This is a genomic window from Vibrio sp. 99K-1 (genome assembly GCF_013114585.1).
Classification (GTDB): Bacteria; Pseudomonadota; Gammaproteobacteria; order Enterobacterales; family Vibrionaceae; genus Vibrio; species Vibrio chagasii_B.
The window spans coordinates 40,535-65,607 of the sequence record NZ_VTXF01000030.1; the positions used below are offsets into that span (position 1 = coordinate 40,535).

Consider the following 25,073-nt stretch of genomic DNA (forward strand, 5'->3'; position numbering starts at 1 on the left):
AATTACGCTTTTAATCAGTGTCAAGGATCCGAATTGGGGTGACGTGAGTATGCCCATGTACGCAACAACCTACGTTCACCTGAACCTGATATATCTGGCTGAGCCTTTCAGAATCGAGCACGTCTTGTGGTTTACCACTGTGTTGTACGATGCCATCACTAAGCAAAAGAAGGTGGTCGCAGTACCGAGCTGCAAGAGAGAGATCATGCAGTACTGCAATGGTGATGATACCTCTTGCTCGTGTATATTGACGAACAAGGTCTAAAATTTGAACTTGATGCCTAAGATCTAGGGCACTTGTTGGTTCATCTAAAAGCAAGACGTCGGGCTCAGCAACCAGCGCTTGTGCCAAGGAAACTAGCTGTTGCTGACCGCCACTGAGTTGAGAAAACTGTCTTGGAGCGAGATTTATCAGACCTAAATAGATAAGGATGGATTCTGCTTTTTGTTCTTGTTCAAATGTGACATTCCAGCCCAGCTGATGCACAAAGCCAAGCAACACAAACTCAAAAACAGTTAATTGACAGGATGATTTGTTGAGCTGACACAGGTACGAGAAGGCGCTAGGTGCTAACTTTTTTCCGTCCCCTCCACTGGAATTAACCTTCCCATCAGAAGGAATAATGCCCATGATGGCCTTGAGTAAGGTCGTCTTTCCTGCACCATTTGGGCCTAAAATAGCAGAAAATTCTCCGCCCCAAAAGTGCGCTTCTACCTTCTCCAAAACGAGTTTTCTTCCTACGGTGACGGCGAGATTTTCTATTGAAAGTGACTTCATTAGATAAACCTCCTGCTTATTAGAAAATAAAGAAGTATCGGGACGCCTATCAACGATGTGACGATACCAATTGGAATGATAGTGCCTGGTACGAGCAACTTAGCAACAAGGGACGAGGTACATAAAAGCAACGCGCCCATCAATGCGGCCAAAGGTAAGTAGAAACGCTGATCTTCGCCGACTAATATTCTTGCGAGGTGAGGGGCTACTAAGCCAATGAAACCAATGGTTCCGACAAACGACACTGCGCCCGCAGTTAATAAGGAGCAAAGCAGAAACATCTGTAGCCTTAACTTGCTTGCCTTAATCCCCAAAGCCAGTGCGCGATCTTCGCCCGAAGTGAGGGCGGTAAGTGCCCACACTTTCGACAGCGCAAAGAATAAACTGAACATGAAAACGACTCCTGAAACAAAGAAGGACAACCAACTCGCTTTCAACAAACTGCCAAATAACCAAAAAACAATTTGTTGTAGCACCTCTGGTGACGCTAAATATTGGGTTAATGACTGGAGAGCTTGGAAAAAGAACAGAACGACAATACCCGATAAAATGAGTACTTTGGCGTCCATATTTCGACTCTTACCAATAAGGTAGATCGCTAGGCTCGCTAATCCAGACGTCAAAAACGCGGCAAACGGCACGCCTAACCAATGCAAACCAAACACTGAAAAACCGGTTAATAAAGCCATGGCAGCACCGAATCCAGCAGCGGCGGAGATGCCAAGGGTATAGGGGCTTGCTAGGGGGTTGGCTAGCAGGGTTTGCATCAGGCCGCCAGCGAGGCCGAGTGAGGCACCAACCATGATACAGGTGAGAGTGATGGGGAGCCGAAGTTGCCAGACGATGAGTGTTGATAAGTTGTCACCAGAGGGGCCACCAAGGAGAGCTTCAAGAATTTGCTTAACACCGAGCCACGATGATCCAGTACCAATATCAAACAAAGCGGAAAGGCTCATCGCCAGAAAGGTGACCAGCAAAATCTTACTCCGCTGCTTCTGCATTCGTTGATAAATACCGCCGCTGGAATTAAGGTTAGACGTCATTTTAATGCTTTTATTCATGGTTTACTTCCACCTGAATCATGAAAGTGCCTTTGAGCGCTTGCGGCATGTAGTTCTTAAAAAAATTTTGGTGTAATGTCTTAGGTTCAATGTCTTTAAATGCTTCTGGGTAAATCGACTTCGCTAGGTATAATAAGAAGACGTGATCGTAAATAGTACGAGTTCCTGAGTGGTACATACCGTAAACGTCACCATTTTGAACCGCAGTGAGTTGTTTCCATCCAGGACGGTTTAGGTATGGGCGGTATCTAGCCTGCACTTCTTCCATTGTGCTGTCGAAGCCAAGCAGTGCGCTGTCGCTATGCTTAGCCCAGTGGGCTCCGGATATAAAGATTACCTCTGGATCTTGACTCAAAACATATTCGGGCGTTAGCTGAGCAGAACCTTCAAACATCCCACTGGCGATATTATCGGCACCCGCCATGTTCAAAAGGTTGCCCCACATTGTCGTTGAGTAAGATTTACCGTATTCACTCGGCCCACCTGTACCCGCTTCAACATACACACTGCGTACTTTTTTGTTTTCCAGATGTTTCATAACACGTTGTTTTACCAGGTTAATGGCGCTTTCGTATTCTGTTGCGATAGTCTCTGCGCGTTCTTCTGCACCCATTACTTGACCTATAATACGTGCACTAGCAACGTGGTTTTCAAGCGTTTGAGCATTGAAGTCTACAACCACAACTTTGATGCCACTCTTTTCAAGGATTTCAACTTTTTCATCAAGAGCCTCATATTGCCATGCTGCAATAAGCGCAACATCTGGCTTAGTTAATAAGAGTTTCTCGAAATCAAAAGTACCAGTGTAAAGAGAGCCTGAATCGATAATCGTTTCTAACTCTGGAATGATTTTTTTATATGTTGCCCATTGAGATTGACGGTAATCTTTCCAAGAATTTTTTGGGAAAATAGCCACTTTTTTGTACGCATCTGGTCCCACGATGGCCAGATAGTCTTCAAAATAAAACCCTAGGAAAATATTGCTTGCTGGTTTTTCCAAATCTATCTCCCTTCCGAGTACGTCCTTGACGTGAATCGAAGCAAAAGCCTTGGTAATACAGCTCAAAGCCAAAATTGCAATGCTGAGGTATTTCAAGTAATAACTACAACTATATTTCATTGAGATTATCTCTAACTATTAACATATAGCTCACATTAATTGTTATGTTATAACGTTTAAATTAATTATTAATAATTAATCCCAATGAAGTCGGAGAGGCAAAGCTTAAGAGTGAATGGCCATTTTCTTTGTAAGAGAGTAGGACTGTGCCTTAGTATATAAGGCGTCATTAACTATAAGATTATTTTGAAAAATTGTTTTAGTAAAAACTAGCAATAATAAGAGTAGTCGAGGAAAAATTTTTTACCTTGTTGTTAGAGAGTGATAAAGAGTTGTACGATTTAATTAATTACCTTAAATAAATCGTACACTAGAGCCGATGATTATATGTTGTATCCTTTAGAATAATTATAAATGACGAGATATTATGGAACCGTCTGAGAGGCTTCGGTAAAAGCGACTTGTTTTTCAGAAGATGTTAAGATTAATTCTAGTTCATCTTTTTTAGTTAAACATACTTGACTAGATTGATTATTGACATTGACATTGACAATCTCAAATTCATGCCAGAAAGAGAAATAACTACCTATTATTATTGTAATTAAGATCGTTGAAGAAATACCCCAAAATGCGTATCTAGGGTAGTGATTTAATTTTATCTGTTTAGGGAAGTCTAGCGAAGATTCAGATTCAGGGATATTAAGTTTGTAACCTTTTCTTGGAATATTAACGATTTTGATATTATCAATTTTTAAGACTTTTCTTAGATTAGTAATCGCAACTGGTAAAGAGTTTGAACCAATGATATCCGGGCTCCCCCAAGCGGCAATGACCAACTCTTCTTTGGTTGATATGAGCTTATCATTCTTAATGAGAGTCTCAAGTATACAACTCTCAGGTGCTGTGATAGAAAATGATTTTTTATTACTAAGAATCAATTCTGCGCCTGATTCATTACGTTGTAGTAAACAGTTTCCAATAGAGGTGTTTAAGTTTTCAAGTTTTGGTCGTAGCATAACTTTACCATCTAATATTACATCATCATTGAAATTCGAAGTTAGTTCCCCGTCTTTTTATGATGATTTCAAGTTATCAATAAGGAGATAAATTTAGATTATGATTTATTTGGCATAAGTGTAGGCTAAATAACCATAGATTCTAATGCTAAATAATTATACCCCAATTAGCTATTAGAGGTTTCTGAGTTGTTTTTTATTGATGGGTCAAGGGTATACCAAGACATTCTCGGGAAGAGAAAGAAGGAAAAAGGGCTAGGTTTCATCATTTTTATCTCCTTTCTTAAAGTGACAATAACATTAAAATTAATACATATATAGAAACTAATCAAGAGACATCATTCTATTTTTAAGAAATAAATATAGAGTAATTGCTTTGTTTATAAGCACGATTTAATAAGGTTTTTATAAAAATCAGTGGAGAATGTTTGTTTTGTCACGAGGTAGGCCAAACCCCTCGGCTGTCTTGATTACGGGCCAAAAATCCACTCTCGTTATGTAGCGAGGAAGAGGTGAGACAATAATCACTTTCTTGCCAACTAGAATGAGTCATACCCTGATGACCCAAAAAATGATAAAAGCATTTCCCCATCGAATGAAACAGTGCTCGATTGGACTGATTAATCAGCCTTAGCAAGGGTTGTGCTAGTTTGAGGGGAACCATAGGAGTACCAAGCTATTGTTATCCCCCAGATAGACAAAACCCCGCCTAAAAGTGCACGGACTCATACCATGGTCATACTTTTAATGCTTTAACAGATAAGCCTAGTGATGTCTTTGGTGACGCTGCTTTAGCACCTAGTTCGGTCGATACATTTAAATTGTCGAGCAGTACATTTAGAAAGTCCTGATTATAAAAATTTCACTTCAGTTCTCTCTGCAGAAGCTATGAGGAAGTGCTGTTTTCATGGAAATCTTTATATTCTAAATCTTTTTTGCTGATTTCCCATGTTTTATAGGTTGGGTTATCGCTTACTACCTCGCTCCCTTCCGGTAAGAATTGCAGCCGCTTGACCAACAATGCGCCTTCAAATCGAAATAGTCCGTCTCTCACTGAATACCGCTCAGAATGATAGATACCGCCTTATTTGGCGATATCTGGGTCGATATTAGGAATTCAATGATTTGAAGACGCTTACGAGAAAACTAATATTTATGATAAAGAGACATAATTATGTATAAATTATGTCTCTTTATTTGTTCGATATCCTAATTTCATTATCAATAAAGTTATGTTAGTCGCCCTACGGGGAAACTGGAGGGGCATATGGTTATTGAACGCAGATTTCTCTTAGGAACAAAGACGTTTCTTGGGCTGCTGGGGATATTTTTTGGGGTATTCAGCACTATTTCTTCAGCGTTTCAGCCTACGAACGAAAGGTTCTCTCACTATGAATTTGGCAGAACTGATGCCAAATACGCTGTCAATATTGAGATGAGTAAGCTCAATGAGTTGTCAATTCGTCACGGTGCAGCGATTGACGGATTTGTTTATACCTATGACTCTGAAGAAACAATCTATCGGATCGGTGGCGAGGGCGGCATCATTTCGTCTTTAGACACCGTTGGTTTAAATAAGATGGTCATATATAGCGGCAACTTTTATTGGGGAAGTGCTGAAAAGCCATCGATAGTAAAAATCGAATTTCACTATAACAACGGAGATAACATATCCTTTGGCAGATCTGATTCTGCGTCCAACATTGTCAAAAGTGAACACGAGATTCAACCGGATTTAATTAGTATATCACTCTGGTCTGATGGCTGGCTTCTTGAAGGTATTAGATTCAATTACCCTCGGTTAGAAAGCGCTTCACCAAGTGGCGAATTTTCTGAAAATCTCCCTCAGTTAGATATCAAAAGAGCAGTCCTTCAGAATGGCAATGGTTTTCTCTATACTGTGATGCCGACCTCAAAACGGATTGGTTTATTGACCTACGACGGGACAACAACCATTGATGTGTCAACTCTCGATCTTGATTACGATCAGCTGACCATTCTTGAATGTGGGAGTCGAGACGATTTTGTTCCCCGAGCGGCGGTGCGCAACTATGAGAATGTTTTTGGTGTAACTGGCTATGAAAATATCGACTCCTCTTGCCATCTGGCCAAAAACAAGGAGGTGAAGTGGTTTGACGGTGGGTCATTCGGGTTCGATTCGTGGTATTCGGACAATCTGAAAGGGGACGCCCAATGTTATTCTCTCGATGGGCAACGTTGTTTAACCCGGCTCGATTACACCCAACAGCATGAGATTACTAATCCTTTCATCTTGCAAGACATGGGAACTAATGCCAATCAAGTTGCGGGATATCTTAGCAACACCAACCAGTTAATTCTTAAATTCGATGGAAATCCTCAAGAGACAGGAACCTTCGCGAGCCTAGTGCTGCCCGAAGCCTTGGAACAGACTATGGTCTATTCCTTATCAAACAAATCACATGCTCATATACAGGCTTTAGCATCTAACGGGGAAGCGCAGTTCATCCCACCAGGGGCAAGTGTGGGTGATACCTACACACATCGTTCACCTATCGAGCAAACTAAACGTGTCATTGTGGATGTGGTCAATACAGATTCACAAGTGACGGTCTATTTACCCAACGGGCAAGCCCATCAGCTTTCGACTGGCGAGAGAAAAACCTGGACCTACCTTGGGGGAGAGTGGTTTGAGGAAGGCCGCAATCTCAATGACTATCCGGACATTATCCGTCGTGCACGTCCTGTGACTTGCGGTCAGGCCTTAGCGCAAACCACGGGCCATAATAGCTCCGAGATGCCTGGACACTGGTGTGCCAAAGTGGCCTCAGTAGAAAAAACGTTCAGTCACCAAACCGTGCAAGCCAATATTGATGCCACAATGATTAATATGGAGACTCTTTTCTCTCAGATGAAAATCTATGAAATGAAAAAAGTTAACGACGATTTTAGACCTCGCATCTTGTCATTACAAAATCGTGTTAAAAAGAAACGAAGCAGCAAGAATAGCGATTGCAAGTTGGCGTGGATTTTGCCGATGGCGATAGTCTGCCTCGTCTCTCACGAGCAGCTTAAGGATTTACGAGAGGCGCTCGACGATCTCAAGAAGGAGTATGACGCGGAGCTGAAATCAACCAGGGACAACATTCAACTGGCCCGTGAGAGTCGTTGGCATAAACTGCATGAAACTTGGGCTGAAAATGATCCGACCCATTTTTCCGGGCTACTCAAGGAAGAAAGTCAGACCTTAGACGCCCTTAAAAATCTCAAAGCGGGTTACGAGAAAAGTGCGCAACAAGCCAAAGCTGATTACCAGACGGCGATGCAGAAGTATCTCACGGACGCTAGCCCGGAGCATATTCTCTTAGAGACGGTTGAACATCTTCCGCTGGTTGGTCCGGAAATCAAACATATCGTAGATTATGCTCGGCACCCTACCGGTAAAAATCTCAGACGGATGTTATTGGGCTTAGCTGGACCGGTGGGAGAAGCCGTCGAGGGTGTGGTCGAGCTCGTTACTGAACCAGGGGCGTTAAACCAGAAAGAAATAAAGTTTTTGACCGATGTTCTGACTGATTTGAGCAACGATTCGACGATTGGTCAAGGCTTACAAGATGTCGTCTCCGATGCAATTAATGATTTAGGCGATGAGGTGATTGAGAGCATTCGTCAAGCAGGTCTATGGCGAGATAACCCAGGAGAAAGGAATCTTATCCAGTCTGACTATCAAAATCTTGTTGATTGGCGTTCCCAAGCCGAACGTATCGACTATGACTTCTGGCAGGGCGCCAGTGAGCAGGAAATTAATGTCCAGCAAAATTTTACTCCTGAGAACCGTAACTTCACCTCGTTCTTAGCCACCCCGTCGCGCTTTGACCACGGCTCTCTGACTGAGATTAAGTATGCAAGTGGAGGCCGTCTCTTCGCCACAAAATTAGCGACTATTTTTAATCACTCCTTTGGAAAAGGATACGAAGAAGTGGCTAAATCCAATCCGCTTTATGCGTCATGGACACGCGATCAGGTTACCAATGAACTGTATAAAGTCATTGCCGACCCTGCGTACCATCAACAGCGTCAACCTTATTGGGTCGACTCTGCAGCCATTGGGAAGCGTCCTGCGGGTCTGGTATTTACCAAGCAACACGCGATGATCGTTATAAACTCAGATCTAGTGTCACGTGATAGTGAAGATTTTTATAAATTCTATTTTGAAGAATTAGGTCATCTAGTTAATTGGTGGCGATGTAAAATTTTTGATGTCAATGTCAGTCAATGCGATTCAATGGGAGATGCTGGTGCCCGTTTCAGGGATGCGGTTCTAATTGACCCAGCGCTCCATACAGTTTCGCTACCCTCTTTACTGGCCGAGTTACCTCAGCATCCGAATGTCGATAAACAGACAATGCAATTTGCTGACAATAGCTTTGCGACGCTGGAGGGCTGGCCGGACTACTACACCGTCAATGATCACATTGGTGGTGGTGGCAAATTTTCCTGGCTATTGCGCTTAGGGCTGGATGTGACGAGTAATGAGCTCAGGGGGTTGGGTGATGTGTTTGAGCTGGAAGTGGTTATCAATGCCCCAAGCCCAGCGCTGAAAGGTAATCCGTGGAAAAAATCGGCTAACGGCTACTGTCAAACCGATACAGACACGGACTGTAATATGCCGACGATGTGGATGTCGATTGCTTTCAGAGATGCAATAAAGGTGGTCAGCGGGAGTATGCCACAGTTTAAAGACGCGAAGGCATCACAAGCTGGCTTTGATCTTCTGCCAATGCTGGTGAGAAAGCATGGTGGTAAGCTGCCATTTCAGCTCACGTCGGTCAACAGTACCGACTGGCGCTACATGGGCTCACACGATATCTATTACAAAAAATTTACTGGCAGCTTGGTAGCAAGACTGAATTTGTGGAAAACGCAAAAATTGATGAGAGGTAAGACGGCGGGCACTACTTTCAAACCGGAGATATCATTAAAAGCGGCCCCCGCCTCTGGGAGTTATGTGGTTGAAATTGCGACCAAGGATAAGGACGATTTTGCGGCTTGGTTGGCCGGTGATATCGTATCTGCAGTGGCAGGATGCGCTGTAGGTTTTGCGGTGGGAGTGATAGCCGAAACAGACCCAGTGGCGCTGTGTCATGTTATGTCTGATATCACCGAAGCGGTAGAGACGGCTTTTCAGGGATTGGACAAGCGCCCGACCATGTTCTTCGAAGCCGACGGCAATATCAACTTACCGGTATCGCTCGAATATCGATACGCGACAAGCGGTGATAAGATCCGCAGGAGAACCGCGACAGAGGCTCCTTCAGGGCGAGTCCAATACAGCGAAGATGGGCGAGCCCACTACTTGGTGGGAGAGGCACCCGGTTCTATTCCAGAGGAAGACATCAGTCACAATCGGGTCAGTATTACCACCAATCCACAGGCTTCTTCTTTTCGAACCAAAGCAGGGAAAGCTTTCTCTAAACTGGGAGCCAAGTCGATTAACCCAGTTGGGGTTTTTCGATTTAGGGTTGGCTTTGATTATGCTGAAAAGGTGATACAGAAAGGAGCGTACGCTTTGCCGTCTGCCGTGATAGAAGACTGAGAGCGATAAAAGTTATTACGTCTGACGTATACCAAGGTCGTCCAACTCTAGAGGGAAATGGGGGAGAGTTTCATGAGCAACAACTCGTTTGAGCAATGTTTATGTTTGCTGTTTGGTTGATGTAAATGCAAGGCAGACTATCGATAAAATGAGTGCACTCGCACTGATTATAAATAGGACGTTATAGCTGGTGAGTTGTGGGGCGTAATGAGCCATCACAACGGCACCTACGCCTTGCGATATAGCAAAAGCCATTGTCATTGCCCCCCAAGATTTAGTATGGAGCTTTGTCCCAACAATTTCTAAGGTGTAAGTTGAGACGAGTGTTACGGTGCCAGGGGTAAACAGACCAACGAGTATAGATGAAGCAAAAAGTGCAATCTTATTTGTACTTAACAAGGGGAGTGCTACCCCTATCGCTTTACACGAAAATGCAACCAATAGTGCTTTTTTAAGTCCGAACTTATCACCTAATGTACCGGTAATTATTGGTCCAATACCAGCACCGATGCCAAAAATTGCCCAGTAAAAGCCACCACTCGTCAAACTCATTCCTAGCTCTCGAACAATATAGTCGACCCAAAAGAGAGAATGAGGTAAATAACCAATGGCGTTAAAGGCATAAGCTAAAAGTACGCAGCTAATACTGATACGCTCATACTTAGATAAGGCATTAAACGTTGAGGGGCTTTTAGCGCAGTGATTTGGTTTAACCTCGAGAGACCATGTGTTCCATGTTAAGACAGTGGCGAGGAAAGCGATCGTTCCCATACCTAACCAGGCGCTTTCGACACTTTGAGAGATAAGTAGAGGTATGAACGTTCCTGAAATCATCGCACCAAGACCAATCCCTGAAAATACTATGCCACTGATTCTTGCTTTCATCTCTTGGGGGTGAAGGCTAACAATCATTGGTGGGACTAGCACCATAAGAACGGATCCCGATACTCCAGCGATGGTTCTCAATGTCAAAAACCATTCAAAGGGAGCAGATTTCAAAGTACAACCAAGGTAGCTAAAGCTACTTAATAACAGAGAGGCACGTATGAGTGTGCCTATTGAATAATATTTCTGTAAAAAACTTGAAGCAGGAGCTCCTAAGATATAACCAATGAGTGTTGCAGCGCCAAGAATGGAGGTATCTTCGCTTGAGAACCAATTGCTCTGAATGAGCACAGGCATTAAGGCTATGTAGGCAAAGCGGCCAATGCCATTTCCGACTAATATTGCAACTAGCCCTGCGAAAGAGGTGCGGTTTAATAGTTTAACTTGTGACATCTTGTTCATCTTAAGCCTAGGCCTAAGACAACTGTTTAAAGAGAGCCCGGACCGACCTACCTGCGTCGACAATCGCCGTAGAGTTAACTCCAGGTCTAGGTATGATAAAGGTGTAAAATTTATTGCCTTCTGTCGGAATGCCTAGCGCCCAAATGTTATTTTGCTCGATTCCGTTTGCATCGAGCACATTCATGTTTGGTGTTACATCAATACCACCGGGATGATAATTTCCATTGAAGTAAAGCCTTGTATATTGTTTAGCTAAAAGGTTTTTCCAGAGCTCAGTCCCATCGTCTCCCGGGCTGTGTATAGGGATCTTTGCATGAATTTTTATGTTGGCTTGTTCTTGTAGTTCAGGCCACACCGTTGATTTGAGAGTGATCAAGTTTGTATTCGAACAATGCCTTACGTCTGGCGAAGGGCCAAGATTTAACTTGAGTACACCACTTTTAAGCAAAGCGACCATCTCTTCTATTCTTTCTTTTGGTGGACCTACGGCGAGCCGGTTCATCAAAGGAATAAACACAGAATCAACCCAACGATGTGATTCTTCCGTCAGGCCTTTAAAGTCGATAACACTTCGAATGAGATCTCTTAAGTCACGTAATACGTCGCTAGCCGATTTTATTGGGCTACTGAGGTTCCCTTTTTTAGCTTCTTTAATATCGGCTTCAAGGAAACCTATCAGCCAAGCAATATAGACGTCTGGAGAGGCAAGCGCGTAGCTTGGGATTGGTGCGGCAAGTTTCTCCCAACTAAACCTATCTTCAATCGAAATGGTTTTAGCAACGAGCACTTTCTGTTCATTCAGTCGTGAGTATAGAAACTGGTTACAGAATTTTTGGGCCGCAATAAGCCCTTTCTTTTGGCTTAGGTAGCTTTCGTAGTACGCATACTCCATGTCTTTTATAAGCAAAGGCAGTATGTCTTTTATAAAACTGACGTCCCCTCGCTCTCTAAAGTTGGCGACCTTCTCAGGAGTTAGAAACTTAGCATGGTACTGCTTAGATGTTCCTTTTTGGTTTTCCGCTCTTCCGGACAAAGGCAGACCAGAGCGTGAATAGGCGATGATTTTGGGCTCATTTCCAGAAGGTAAATATTGAAGGCAACCTTTTTGAGGGCGGATGAATTCTCCGCCACGCCCAATCGACAACTCTGCCAGAATGTCACAAGCCGTTAATCCGAGCCCTTGGAGAGCGACCGTTTGATTTGAAGTGATATTTTTTAGTTTTTCTTTTAATGGGTATGGATTAAAAATTTCTTGGGCAGTATCAGGGTTTATATATTTGGCTTTCGTGTGCCCTGTAGTTAAGTAGAGATATTCAACATTGGTGATAATGCTTCGGTCATCAAGTAAATTCCAAGAATGATCATCTAACTTAGTGATATCAATAACTTCAGAAGGTACATAGTCGATCGTGATATGTGAAAAGGACATATCAACAAGGTAGTGAAATACCCAATTCAGATACTCACCAAAAAGAGCACGAGAATAGTATTCGTTCGGCAATATTGTTTTAGGACTTAGCTCATCTTTGGGTCTTTCGCACAACCATTGATAAAAATTAGGCCCTGAAATTATATTTTTAGCTTCACTCACACTCTCATCAGCGAACATAGTGATTTGAGAGCTGACTGTATTTACGAGTAAATGATTCGGTTGTTTGACATTATGACATCCAGAGCCTGGAAGGTTTGGGTCAAATACTTTTATATCTAATGGTTGATGGGGGCGATCTATTGAGAGGGCTATTATACGCTCTAAAACGCTTAGTCCTCGAGGGCCAATACCAATGATGCCAATCGTACTATTTTTCATAAGGAGCCTTGTTGATTAAAGATGTCACGGTGAGCCTGATTTAAACCTCGGATAATTTCGAGCAAATGGCCCATTTTCATCAGCGTCGGGGTCATATTCTAACCCATCAAATCTTTAGGCTAACAGCGTAAGAATAGAAACACATCGAAGTAATAATAATTTATGCCCCTTGCTCTTGAGTTTCTCTCAAAATTATTCGGTCGGTAGTGATCAATTCAACGAAGTTGCACTTAATCTGAACAAAAATTTAGACATAAAACCTCTCGGAGGCTTCTTTCGTTATTAATACCTTCGAGGCTCCTAACTGACATATCCTAACTGACATAAATGGCATGGTACCGATGAGGAGGTTGAATGGCTTAGATATGAAGGGGATTTTTTGGAACAAAATAAGTGCACCAAACTTTATGACTAGGGTTTTGGTGAGTCACACTTGGAGTTTTGTAAATAAGTGTGAGTTACGACACCAAAGTTAAAATACCAAAGGTGGCGAGTAAACCAGGGGAAGCAACTCTTGGTTAAGGCTTCATGAACACACGAATTATGGTGTTGCTGTTGAACAGGTCGATGAGCTTTATATAAAACCAATGAGTGCAAAGGAATGGGGAAGTGGTCATATTGATTGGCTTGGCTATATGAATTGACCCCAAAGGCTCGCATGCGTTTACAGAGTTCAGGTTACTTGGGCTAACCTAGGAGAATAGCGTTAATATTAACCGAGGTTCTTTAATGAAACTAAGCCAATGTCACCTTTCATAATTGCTTCGTAAATGTTTATAAACATTGGAGCAGAGAGGAATAGAATGAAGGATTATCATGCGAATGATATGACTAAGCATAATTAGTGCAGGCTCTAGCCCAAGATAAATAGCAGCAACAGTCATAGACTCAACACTGCCTGGAACCCATGACATCAAGAGTACTAGGAACTCCTTATCAATTAGCTTACTGAATATATAGGCAAAACTAACCGTTACTGTAAGACTTAACGTTGTAGCAATGATCCCTGCTCGCGCATAAGAGAAGACATCTGCACCGGTTATATCTTTTAGACGGATCCCTATCAATGCCCCTAGAGCGGATGTCGCAATAAATACAAGTTCTGTCGGAACAAGAAAATTGTATGACGGTAACCCTGCGCTTACAAACATAGTTGCTAACATTCCAGTTACCATATACGGTGCAGGAGTCCCAATTTTATCGAAAAGTAAACCTGAAAAGTAGGCGAGGAAAAGTGGGAGAAGTATACAAAGATTGTCTAATGAAATAGCAGGTCCAGGAACTGGTGATTTGTCCGTTGAGACAAGAAGAGCGGAAGCAATGATTAAGAATATGAGTCGAACTGTGTGAGTGAAAACTACTTTACTAGAAGGCGAATTGTGCTTTTCATTAATGACAAGAACCGCGGCCATTGCTCCCGGAACCGACCCAAGTAGGCTTTCATATTTTGACCATTTCTCTCGCTTATAAAGCCAGATATAGGAGGTGAGAACTTGTGCTGACATACAAAGGACGAGTCCTAAAAAAAGTAATATCGGATAACCCTTGGAAAGAGTTTGTACAGGGACGATTGAGCCCACTGTGGTCCCAAGGATTAACTGGACACCAGTCAATGTGCTTTCGGGAAGAGTTAGAGTAAACCCTGCTTTTGACGTTAATAAAAGAGCAATTAGAGCACCGAACATTGCACCTAGTGGTATCCCGAAATATGTAAATAATAGCGAGCCAACCAAAGCTATGAATGAGGCTAGATACATGTTTTGGTTTCCCTCTTGTTCAGCTTGAAAGATGGTAATAAAGCGGAAATTTGGTTATTAATCACATCTATGTTATTGACCATTGTCTAATAGCTGAGCAAAGTTACCGGAAAGGTAAGATGCCTCCTTGCCTGGGGTAGGAACCTGATGATGGAGCCAGTTCTGCCGCTTGCAGAACTGGAGCTATGATAATAGACAGCTCTACAATCCTGAAGGCTTATTTGCTTGGAATTAATTTTGTGCTAGCAGTCTAATTGCATCTAAAAATTAGTGCGTATGTAGTCAACCAAACTTTGCGACATAACCAGTAAGCAAGAGGACGAAGATACATTAATTATGTTAGCGGTACTTATCATATACCCCAATATCTTTTTTTAAATGGTCAGAAAGGTATCTCACATCGAGAGATGCATTTTTATTTTTTCTACTTTTTAACTTAATCCGAAGATAGCGTAATAGAGTCTCTAAACCTCGTTTTTTTTGAATTGTTTTTTCTAGTTTTTTATTTATCATAGCAACGTACTCTTTTTTATAAGAAAAACCATGATTTCAACGGCTAAAGTTAATTGAATGGAAATGTATTTAAATCTAGTAAATTGTTCTCCTTAGAAAGGGGATTTTAGTTAAATTTTAAATCATTATATAATAACGAATATAAAGGCTATTTGGTAATAATTTAAATTTAATTTATTTTCATTAAGGGTTTATGATGGGATTTAGAGTTAGATACTGTCTGCGAAATGCCCCCAGTCTCTAAATGATATTTATTTTATGGGATTGCTTGATGTAATGGTGCGTTCTAGAATCTTGTCAGTACTTGGAGTATTAATGTAGATACAGCGTGTGGTCAAATTTACACCACAACCCCTTCCAATAGAGGGGTAGGTTTTATCTAATGGTTATCTGTAAGAATATAAAATGTTATTGAATCATCAGCGAAAAATAGATAAGTGCGATGTAATAGGGTGGAGGCTATTTATAGTGTAAATTTTTAATCGTTAATCTTGATGTTTGAGGTGATTTTTTAGAAAAGAATGCCCTCCAGACGACATTCTTAGTCTATTTTTTTGTTAATCAATGGATAATCAGTTAGCGGGACTGGTAAAATAATAAGTTTCCTGATGGATCGATAATCTCGAAGTCATATTGAATAGGTTGTTCCAGTTCGGCCATTAGATTATCACTGATACCAAAGCCATTTCGATAAGCTGAGCCTATCACATTGATTACATTTAATTTAGTATCTACTGGTAAAATATTCCCCCCTGATTTCGAGAAAATATTACCATACATTGTAGACATGTATTGATAAGACCTTAAAAAAGAGGTGGTTCGATTGAATTTAATTTCATAGTCTGTCCCGTCTTTTCTTTTAAATGCCAAGCGACCAGTTGAGCCTACGGGTATTGACGTATCTAAGTGTGGACCTTGAATGACACGTATTTTCATCGTGTCGACGACGTTAAAAAGGACGCTTGCAAACTCTTGCCTGTATGTATTATCTAACAAATCAAATCGATATTGACCCTCCGACCCATTACTGTTTATGTACAACCGATTACCGCTTAATATGATGGCATCATTCTCAGTGTTTCTATCGGCCTTAAGGCGAATGTGAGAAGTAATATCTGTATTTTCACCTTCTTCATTTATAGCACTTACCATTATTGGACTCCCCAATTTTAGGTAAGGTATATCTTCGAAAGATAGCTGTTGACCATTTAATTCAATATTTTTGGCAAGAGTCATTGAATGATGATTTTGATTATATATGTGAGTATCTGATGTTTTGATGTTGTTGTAATCAATCTCAAGATCATAGGTGATTAGTTCCTCTGCTTGAAATTCGAGAGTTAGGAGAGATGGTTGGAAGTTTCCTAAAAACGTTAGGTTCCCCCATGAATCTACTATTAGGTCTTCAGAACCTGAAACTGTGTACGGTCCTATAAGCCAATTTTTGCTATAATGATTGAAAATGTCGTTCAGAAATGGAGAGACATTAACCTGAACTGGTTGTTGGTTAAACTTATCATACGATATCCTATAAACACCATTTGTTTCGATGTGCTTTAATGAAGGTGCGCCATAGCGGTTTATTATCTCATTGCTCCCCATACTGCTTATCGCCACAAAATCTATAGCTTGGATTGGGTTGATATAATCTCTTTCACGGCAGTCAAACGTGAACAATGATTCATGCGTTTGGTTTCCTGGCACTCCATAAATTTTGTCATCAAAAAGAACCATTGCCCGTGGTTCAGAGAAACTCAAATTACAGGTTGACCAGGCTTTTTTTCCTTTACTTCCGGGGACTTTTTCACCGTTGGAGTTAATGAATTCAACTTCTAGGTTACGGTTAGTGACATTAACGTCATTCAATAATAAACGGACGGGCAAGCCTTTATCCCTTCTCGTGTAGAGGCTATCTGCTACATTAAGGTTTAAACGTAGATCTGTGTTATCTACCTTCACTTTGTAATAATCGGGCTGATGGGGTAGGTACGAAGAAAGCTTACTCCCGTTAATCGAGAGAGAGACTAAGGCGTTTTCAGACATAATAAGAAAACCGTCTTCAATCCTCCCAGCCCCGTCAGGGCTTACCTCGATTTCGACTAAGGATGTGACATCTACTCCGTTGCTTGTGATAAGTAGACGATATGGAACATCGATATGTGCTTGTAATACTTCTGGTAAAGATGGCAGGTTGACAGTGGTTTCGAACATTGTCACAAAATCGCCCAACGTTACAATTTCATAATTTAAACTCGCCGCCTCGACTATATTGGGGTGTTTAACTAAGATCTCATGACGTCCTATGTTCCTTGGATTTGACAGAAAATCGTGGAGTTCTGCCAGAGATAGTTTTTGTCCTTCAATTACATAAGTTAACAACTCCGCTCTAACAGGGTGAACCTTCCCGTCCGCGTTAATATACGAAACCAAAGGGGCGACTTCTGCCCCGACAGGCAAGAAACGCTTTTGAGGATCAGTAATTAGCTTGCTTCCACTTAACTGTTTTTGTTGTATTTTAAAATATTTCGCGTATTCCCGACCGTTCACTTGGATTTGTATTAAAAGTTCCTCTTCTTTGTCTTGAAGATTTTCCTCGGTAGGAGTAAGGAAGATATTACCGAGGGCATCTTGTTGGACGAGCTTCCCCATCGGAGTCTTTAATTTCACATCGTTTTGCTTTAATGGGAAGCGGCTAGACATTCCTAAGGCGTAGTGATGACCTACGGTAAGGGGTACATCTTCAGTCAGCACAAGTCCCGAGTATAAATCGATGAAAGCTATGTTTAAAAATTTTGTCCCTAAGTCATTTGAATCAATTTTTAAGTGATATAAATCACCATTCCGTTTATTTTTTAGCTGCGCTTGACCATTTTTGAGCGCTACGATCTTTTTATCCTTGGTCAGTTTTACGAACTCTTTCCCTGACATGACCTCAAACTCTGGGTTCATTGCAGCAGGTATTTGAGGTTCGCTCTCCACGATTTCTGAGAAACCAACCATTTCATTTGGTGAGAGGAGTAATTCACCGGCAAATATCTTCTGCACCTCAGATATCTTCTGCACCTCAGAGCCCGCTTTTTCTTTACAACCAAGAAGAAGCAGAAGTGAAAGACTAACAAGGGGTAATCTAATTTTCATTACGTCAACCTAAATAATAAATAAAATACTTAATTTTAATTGGTCGCCCTTTAAAAAAGTTAGCGAGATATAATAGCTAAGAAAACCCTAGCTCTCCTCGATAATAATTTTATTTGAAGGGGACTTCGTTTTTAATGTTATATAATTATATAAAAATTAAATAGAGTAGGTAAAAGGTGGGGAATGTGAAATTTATTGGTAATTAATTTTCATCTTGGTGGTTTTATATTAAATACAGTACGTTAATGGCCTTGCTTTGAGTGGTGAGTGACACTTTAATTAAATAATATAATTTTATAATTAATATATTATTTAAATATAAAATAAAATCCAGCGTAAACCGAAGAGGTTCATAAAGATGCGGATCGTCTATCTGAACCTGAACTTCCCTACCGAACAATAGCTCAGTCGGCAAAGAGTTGGGTGTCAGTGACCAAAAAATAACGAACTGGAAGCGTTAATCTAACGGTTTGTCTGTTATCAACAATGGTTTATCAATGGCAGTATTTCGTTATCAGAGTCATATTTTCGGGGTAGGGTGTTAATTATTTGGTTTCATGCTCGCTTTTTTATCAATAGCCTTACCTCTGATATGAAGAAAGCTTAATGGTTAGATTGAAGGAAGGTAAGTCCTTGTTCTTGGGTATCTAAACCTAGCGATTCCCCGTACTTTTGGTTTTTAATAATTGAGCAAAGTCGCTTGGTAGTCACGATACGACAGAATCGCTTGGATCTGCCCATTAAGTGTTTGATTATAGATATTTGCACTTGTACAAATTTTTCCCCATTTATCTTAAGGTAGAGCAACTCACGCTCTGTAAACACCGTATGTCGCAATTATAAGAACTATAGATAAAGCAGCTTTATCATGGAACTTACAATAACATCAGAAGGAAAGCGTCATGAATGGTAAGAACATAAGAATAGTTATGAGATGGGTACACATAGCGTTAGCGCTATTTGTTGGTGCGGCCTTCTATTCACCCTTAGGAAGCTATGAAGCATATATTACAGCTACGCTATGGTGTCTAATACCAGCACTTGCTTTAACAGGTATTGGTATGTGGAAACAGTCGTCAGTTATGAAAGTTTTAAAGCCGATAAGCAAGAAAGCGCACCAGTAAGGTTAAATGATTACGCGATAGCAGAGCGCGGAATCAATGTTGACCACTCAACCTTGAACCGTTGGGTCATTAAATATGCCCCCTTGTTTGAGTACCAGGCTCGTAAAATAAAGAAGCCTGTCGCTTCTTCGTGGCGAATGGACGAGACGTACATTAACGTCAAAGGTTAGTGGAAATATTACTCTCGAGCGGTTGATAAGTACGGCCATGTCATTGATTTTTTACTCTGTAATCGCCGTGATGAGAAAGCGGCTCGCGCCTTCTTTACCAAGGCTCGGCTATAATGGATTACCAGAAAAAGTGGTTATCGATAAGAGTGGTGCCAACGCGTTAGCGCTGCATAACATCAATGTTCAACTCTGGCTGACAGGGAAGATGCTTAACCTGATTGAAGTGCTTCAAGTTAAGTATCTGAACAACATTGTCGAGCAGATCCATCGGAAAGTGAAAGGTAAGATGCATCAGTGCCTGGGATGGAAATCAAATGAAGGTGCAACAGCCACACTCGCTGGTGTGGAGCTGTGGTCGATGATTAAAAATGGACAGCTCGACAACCCTGATGGTTATCGGCTCGATGGTAATGATTGGCGCGTGATGCGCACCACTTATCGTCAAGCCATACAATTGTTAAAAAAGCCCGATCATGGCGGGTATTTGTTGTCTCGTGAAGGGGGGGGAGCGGTGGGAACCCCCTCAAGCCCGAGTCAAATTATAAATTTGGAAGGTAGGAAGTCAGTATGAAGAGAGCTTTTGTTACTACAGTGTTGTTATTTCCACTTTATGTCTTTGCAGGAAATAACCATATTGAATCATTCAGTACGGCTAAAAAGCAGTTAGAACAGAGTGTTTATTTCGATCATCGAAAAACATTGTATTGTAATGCCAGCTTTGATGGTCAAAAATTCATCACTCCCCCTCCTGGTTTTAAGTCGGATAAATACGAGAAGCGAGCAAAAAAAGTGGAGTGGGAACATGTCGTCCCAGCCGAAAACTTTGGCCGAACATTTATTGAATGGCGTGAAGGGGATGAGTTATGCGTCAATAGCAAAGGGCAGGCTTATAAAGGACGACGCTGCGCGAACAAAGCGAATCAAGAATACAGACTGATGCAATCTGATTTGTATAATTTGTTTCCTGCAATTGGTTCGGTTAATGCGATGCGCAGCAATTACAATTTTACGATGCTACCGAACGAACAGTCTGACTTCGGATTGTGCGCGATGAAAATTAGTGAGCGTAAAGTTGAGCCGCCGATGAGCGCTCGTGGTCGTATTGCTCGAACGTACTTGTATATGGAAGAGACTTACGCTCGTTACAATATGAGTAAGCAGCAACGTCAGTTAATGATGGCATGGGATAAGCAATTTCCTGTGAGTACCTGGGAATGTAAACGAGCTGATCGTATCGAACTTATTCAAGGTAATGTGAATACTATCTTAAAAAAACGCTGCCATTAATCTTCACGACATGATGCCAAGGTTTAGTTGTCGAATCGTATCTAACGTTATCAAAAAATACCGAGTGGTAAGGAAAAGGAAGTGCGAAGTATTTTCTTTTTGTTACTGCTGTGCAGGTAGGGCGTAGCTCGTAGGACGGCATAGAGTCCTCACATTTAGAGCTTGGAAGCGTTAGCGAGTAGTCTTTGGTTATTGTTAGCGTGTAGCTGGCGCATAATTTACTGTTCATTAACATCAATCACTTTGCCCTGTTTTTAACCGAAAGTGTTTTTTGAGGGTAGAGAGTTTGAGCGTCGCTAAAGCTTATGGATTTAAAGTGGCTGTACTGAATATCTTTGATTAATTTAGTGTTCAAACTTTTATACCTTTATGGACGGTCACTTTGAATGAAGCGGAAACTCAAAAATTAATCATTGCAGCAATGAATAACCAAAAGTATGAAAAGAGGCTTAACTTGGTTGAAGAACACTTTGAAAAGCAAAATGTCGCTTAGCTAAGTGTCCAGTCTGACTGGAGCGATCATTAGGGGGAATGGTTAGGATTAAACAAATGTTTATGACTCTACGAGCCTCTGCAATATCTTCTCTAGCGCAGCTCAGAGCCCAATGATCTCTTGCTAATCTGACTAAGCCAAAGCTAACTGGTCAAAATCTATAGTTTTAACGGCCTTGAGGTTAGTAGTCTGCTTTGCTTTCCATAAATCATACTGGTGTTGCATCGCTAACCAACTCTCAGGAGTTCCGCCCAGTACAACCTGTAGCTTTAGTGCCATCTCAGGGCTAATAGAGCTTTGGCCTTTCACGATGCGGTTGAAAGTAGATGGGCTTACACCCAAGTTCTTGGCTACGGCTCTAGAACTAAGGTTAAACGGTTCAAGGTACACATCGTGGATTAGTTCGCCCGGATGTGGAGGGTTGTGCATAATCATTAGTGGTAGTCCCTATAGTCGAGTATAAAAGCGTTTCCATTTCTAAACTGAAACGTAACGCGCCAGTTGCCGTTAACATCAATAGCCCAAACATCATCTTTCTTTGGGTTTAGCTGATGTAGTCTCCAGCCACGTTTATTGATATCAGCGATAACAATTGCGGTATTGATTACAGCTAACTGTAACCTTAGCTTTTTGATATGTTTGGCTTTAGCGACCTCTTGCGCCATATAAGGCCTAACTAAAAGCAGTTAGGTGTTGAAAAACCCATCCTTCGATAATTAGTCTCAAGAACATCCGAGATCGTAAAAGCAGTAACCTTCTTTATTTCACCTCCGCCTTTCTTTAAATCTCGAATTATCTCCCTACCATTTTCAACACTCGCTCTTTTAACCGCTCCCGGTCTATTAAGCCTAGTGTTAACAATGTTATCGGGGTCTGACATCACTTGAGATATGCCCCTTTCTTCTAATGAAGTCCAATCCTTAACCTCACTAATCACTACATTTTCACCTTTATATGAAGTTGAAAAGTATAATTTATTAGAATCTATTACATCTGAGCCCAAGGTATCAGAGGCACTTTTTAAAAAACCGTCATTGAACTGCAATGCCTCTGTTACGCTACTTTTAGTACTTTCATTTGGAAATGGTATTTTACCTTCCTCAATATCAGCTAAAATATTTTTGTTCTTTTCAAGCATACTTTTTACATTCTCATATAGCTTTTTCCTAGCTTCTGAATGTTCCAAGGGTTTATCTAAAACTAACTTTTCAGTAGAGAAACCGACTTTTGAAAGCCTTGCCTCCCCATTTTGAATTATTATTTTCGGCCTGATCGAGTCTAATTCACTTGGATTTATTTTAGTTACATCAATTTCAAGACTCCCAGACATCGAGCTAAATGAAATTGAAGAGAGTAGCAATATCAAAAATGTATTTATAAGATATTTAATTTTATATTTTCTTCCCATCATGATTCACCTCTTCAAGGAGTAATTGGTCTATGGTAATCCGGGGAAAGGAGAAGCCAACCCATTGTAATTCCCCTCAATAACATCAGAAACTACAAAAGCGGATATTCACCGTTCGGATTATTGGACTTCAAATCTCTCGCCACACTTCTACCTGTTTAGCACTGCACCTTTAATAACCACATTAGTATTTACAATGTTGTCTGGATAACGTTACGCAAGAGAAATACGCTTGCTCTTAACCTTGGGTCGCTCGAACGTTAGACATCAAAATGGATTATCCTTTGATTTAATTAAACTAGTGCCTCTTCCTATAGTCTTGATTTTTAGTTAATCAACTCAAAAAATCATTTTTAAAACTTTATCTAAGATACTTTTTCCCTGCTCCCATCACAATATTCGACCTAATTGGCGTGATGCAGGCGCATGAGTGGTCCTGTTTGAGACACAGGAACCCATAAATTGATAGTGTCATCAAGGTACTTAATTATTTTATTATTATCTTCATCTAAAAAAGGAGTTGAGTTAAACGCTAGCCAATCAAAGTTTCCGCTTGAATATTTATGTACTTCTTGAGAAGAGTAGTTTACGAGTTTACTGTTTTTATTTAGTGCAACCAGGTCGTCACGTAAATCGCTCAAGATTACAGCAGCGGCTTCATTTTCCCAATCACTTAACTTTTGTAGTTTCTTCACGTAATTATCGATTAATGCGCCCACAACGTTAAAGTAATTATTTTGAATAGAGCTAGTCATTTGAGCATAATCAATGAATCGTAATGATGTCTCATAGTTATCACCACCTTGTAGGCTCATTAATGAAACAGCATCATTTAATGCAACATCTACCTTTTTCTTTAGGCTTCCATCAGCCACATGTTTATCGATTTTCTTAATAAGCGAATTTAATTTTTCTTGACTGATTGGCTTTAATGAAATTTCTGATTTATCTACTAATTTAGTATTAACCAGGTCTTTAGCTGCATGATAAGAACTCATAATTTTGTTTTTAAGGGTGGAATGTTCCTCTCCAATTTTCGAATATGCATCATTAATTAATTTTGTAAACTTGGTCTCATCAGTCACATCGACGCCTTGGCTAATTAGTGACTTTGTTATGGCAAAAACAAATGGAGCAACATCAATTTTGGATTTAATATCATTCATGACAGATCCTTGAATTATTGAGCTTTCAATTGGCATAAATATCGATATAAAAATAAGAAAACCTTCTTCGATTTTTACCTCTGAATAATCAAGGTTTTTCAAAAGATGATGCCCAAAATATAACCAAGAATAGTATTTTTTTAGAACATTATTATATGGAGCTATCATTGATTCCTGAAGACTATGGATAAATTTTGTATCTGTAAGCATATCTTTGAATTCAACAACAAGATGATCGCTATTGTCATATATTACATCTACTGTCCTCTCTAAAACTGGGAAAAATACATCATTCAACCAACGCATATTTGGTACTGCAACATTTTTTATCGATTTTGAAAATCGGATGCTGTTTGTGCCTTCATATGATGGATGGAAATTTGCATTATTTAATGGGACATATCCGAAACTGCTTATGTATTTCTTCCCTGTCAATGAGGTTGAATACCAGTATTTTAAATTTTCATTTAATCCGATTAGGTGGCTAATAGTTACTGGTAATTCATTGGAAACGAATTGAGTGGTTATTGGGGTGGATACTGTGTTATCTTTGAAATATTTATCTACTCTATTAGAGTAATTATCATTAATCAATCTATATGCTAATTTGTGGAAACTGTTTTTATATAATTCAACTGTTAATTCTCCAAAATGTTTATATTCATAATTATAAATCTCATCATTATCACCTCTGATTATTTTTTTAAGCTTTAGTAGTGATGCGTCTGTTTTATCAATTGCTTTTGAGTAAACACCCATCAAAGTGCGATCGGACTCTTCCATCTTGTTGATGACCCCAGCCATTTTTATATCACCATAAATTGCAATCCCTTCAGCGATGAGAACACCTATAACTGGGTTTATAGCTTCCGCAATTGACTCGGAGAAAATTGAGCCGATAACTTCCCCTGCAATTTCCGGGGCTATGTAGGGGCCCAAAAGAACGGCACCACCAGTGATTTCATCAGCATTTTTATTTTCTATGCCGTCAAGCAATTCTAATCCACCACTTACAACGGCAATAGCTCCACCAATTTTCTCTGCCAACTCCATTGCTCCGGTTTCAAATTCTGGTATAACCTCACCAATTTCTTCATTAGTAATCTTTTGGCCAATGGGAGTTTCTTTTTCTGATATCGGTGAGATGTCCTCTTGAAAATCATCAACCTCTTTTTCAAGAGTTGTAGTTTTACATGCTTCCCCCTCATCCAAACGAAAATTGAAAGAGTTAGCACTATTGGCAAATAATACCGCTCCGATTGATAGTCCAATAGTGCTTATTTTAAACTTCATTGTCCACTCCCCCCGTATAAAATATGAATTTTGATGGAATTAAAAAATTGGTAAAACTGACAATAGACTATTTCAATCAATCAATAAGAACATTTAAATAATTTATGTTTTATTTATATTGAAAAATTATCATCTTT

General features: G+C 40.5%; 15 protein-coding genes and 2 pseudogenes. 4 read left to right on the forward strand and 13 right to left on the reverse strand.

Translation table 11 applies throughout. The features are described 5' to 3' along the window. Positions 1-10: 10 nt before the first annotated feature. The 4 genes from F0228_RS20745 to F0228_RS20760 form a co-directional block, all read right to left on the reverse strand. Positions 11-778 (reverse strand): ABC transporter ATP-binding protein, encoded by a 768-nt coding sequence (locus tag F0228_RS20745; protein ID WP_171750926.1) that lies wholly within the window; start codon positions 776-778, stop codon positions 11-13. After that, complete coding sequence (locus F0228_RS20750; protein ID WP_171750925.1) at positions 778-1,839, reverse strand: iron ABC transporter permease; 1,062 nt, start codon at positions 1,837-1,839, stop codon at positions 778-780. Before F0228_RS20750 ends, F0228_RS20745 begins: the two co-directional genes overlap by 1 nt. Beyond that, the gene (locus tag F0228_RS20755) at positions 1,832-2,839 is read right to left on the reverse strand and encodes an ABC transporter substrate-binding protein (protein ID WP_237300749.1); all 1,008 of its coding nucleotides are present in this window, start codon (positions 2,837-2,839) and stop codon (positions 1,832-1,834) included. Before F0228_RS20755 ends, F0228_RS20750 begins: the two co-directional genes overlap by 8 nt. A gap of 485 nt (positions 2,840-3,324) precedes the next feature. Then, positions 3,325-3,915, reverse strand: a complete 591-nt coding sequence (locus tag F0228_RS20760; RefSeq protein ID WP_171750923.1) for a helix-turn-helix domain-containing protein — start codon at positions 3,913-3,915, stop codon at positions 3,325-3,327. A 1,267-nt stretch (positions 3,916-5,182) separates the two neighbouring features. On the opposite strand from F0228_RS20760, the gene F0228_RS20765 reads away from it, so the two are divergent. After that, a complete protein-coding gene (locus F0228_RS20765) occupies positions 5,183-9,490 on the forward strand; it encodes a beta-prism lectin domain-containing protein (protein WP_171750922.1) in 4,308 nt (1,435 codons plus the stop codon). 99 nt (positions 9,491-9,589) lie between these two features. Here the strand turns inward: F0228_RS20765 and F0228_RS20770 are convergent, their stop codons facing one another. Together F0228_RS20770 and F0228_RS20775 are read right to left on the reverse strand one after the other, a co-directional pair. After that, a complete protein-coding gene (locus tag F0228_RS20770) occupies positions 9,590-10,768 on the reverse strand; it encodes a YbfB/YjiJ family MFS transporter (RefSeq protein WP_171750921.1) in 1,179 nt (392 codons plus the stop codon). Between the two features lie 22 nt (positions 10,769-10,790). After that, complete coding sequence (locus tag F0228_RS20775; RefSeq protein WP_171750920.1) at positions 10,791-12,587, reverse strand: FAD/NAD(P)-binding protein; 1,797 nt, start codon at positions 12,585-12,587, stop codon at positions 10,791-10,793. A gap of 512 nt (positions 12,588-13,099) precedes the next feature. Here F0228_RS20775 and F0228_RS25875 point away from each other — a divergent pair. Next, a pseudogene (locus F0228_RS25875) lies at positions 13,100-13,231 on the forward strand (GNAT family N-acetyltransferase); the annotation flags it as partial. Between the two features lie 102 nt (positions 13,232-13,333). On the opposite strand, the gene F0228_RS20780 reads toward F0228_RS25875, so the two are convergent. The 3 genes from F0228_RS20780 to F0228_RS20790 all read right to left on the reverse strand — a co-directional run bounded on the left by F0228_RS20780 (position 13,334) and on the right by F0228_RS20790 (position 17,995). After that, positions 13,334-14,344, reverse strand: a complete 1,011-nt coding sequence (locus F0228_RS20780) for an AbrB family transcriptional regulator (RefSeq protein WP_171750919.1) — start codon at positions 14,342-14,344, stop codon at positions 13,334-13,336. A 339-nt stretch (positions 14,345-14,683) separates the two neighbouring features. Then, positions 14,684-14,857 carry a hypothetical protein gene (locus F0228_RS20785; RefSeq protein WP_171750918.1) on the reverse strand — a complete coding sequence of 58 codons (174 nt, stop codon included), beginning with the start codon at positions 14,855-14,857 and terminating at the stop codon, positions 14,684-14,686. Between the two features lie 576 nt (positions 14,858-15,433). Beyond that, a complete protein-coding gene (locus tag F0228_RS20790) occupies positions 15,434-17,995 on the reverse strand; it encodes a hypothetical protein (RefSeq protein ID WP_171762719.1) in 2,562 nt (853 codons plus the stop codon). A 1,144-nt stretch (positions 17,996-19,139) separates the two neighbouring features. On the opposite strand from F0228_RS20790, the pseudogene F0228_RS20795 reads away from it, so the two are divergent. Together F0228_RS20795 and F0228_RS20800 are read left to right on the forward strand one after the other, a co-directional pair. Beyond that, positions 19,140-19,668: pseudogene (locus F0228_RS20795) on the forward strand (IS6 family transposase); the annotation flags it as partial. A gap of 188 nt (positions 19,669-19,856) precedes the next feature. Further along, a complete protein-coding gene (locus F0228_RS20800) occupies positions 19,857-20,576 on the forward strand; it encodes an endonuclease (RefSeq protein ID WP_171750916.1) in 720 nt (239 codons plus the stop codon). 625 nt (positions 20,577-21,201) lie between these two features. Here F0228_RS20800 and F0228_RS20805 read toward each other — a convergent pair. The 4 genes from F0228_RS20805 to F0228_RS20820 all read right to left on the reverse strand — a co-directional run bounded on the left by F0228_RS20805 (position 21,202) and on the right by F0228_RS20820 (position 24,936). Next, positions 21,202-21,504 (reverse strand): HigA family addiction module antitoxin, encoded by a 303-nt coding sequence (locus F0228_RS20805; RefSeq protein ID WP_048659320.1) that lies wholly within the window; start codon positions 21,502-21,504, stop codon positions 21,202-21,204. Then, on the reverse strand, positions 21,504-21,734 hold the full coding sequence (locus tag F0228_RS20810) for a type II toxin-antitoxin system RelE/ParE family toxin (protein WP_246859878.1): 231 nt from the start codon (positions 21,732-21,734) through the stop codon (positions 21,504-21,506). Before F0228_RS20810 ends, F0228_RS20805 begins: the two co-directional genes overlap by 1 nt. A gap of 11 nt (positions 21,735-21,745) precedes the next feature. Next, a complete protein-coding gene (locus F0228_RS20815) occupies positions 21,746-22,480 on the reverse strand; it encodes a hypothetical protein (RefSeq protein WP_171750915.1) in 735 nt (244 codons plus the stop codon). A gap of 401 nt (positions 22,481-22,881) precedes the next feature. Beyond that, positions 22,882-24,936, reverse strand: coding sequence for a hypothetical protein (locus F0228_RS20820; protein ID WP_171762720.1), 2,055 nt, complete (start codon positions 24,934-24,936; stop codon positions 22,882-22,884). Positions 24,937-25,073 lie beyond the last annotated feature (137 nt).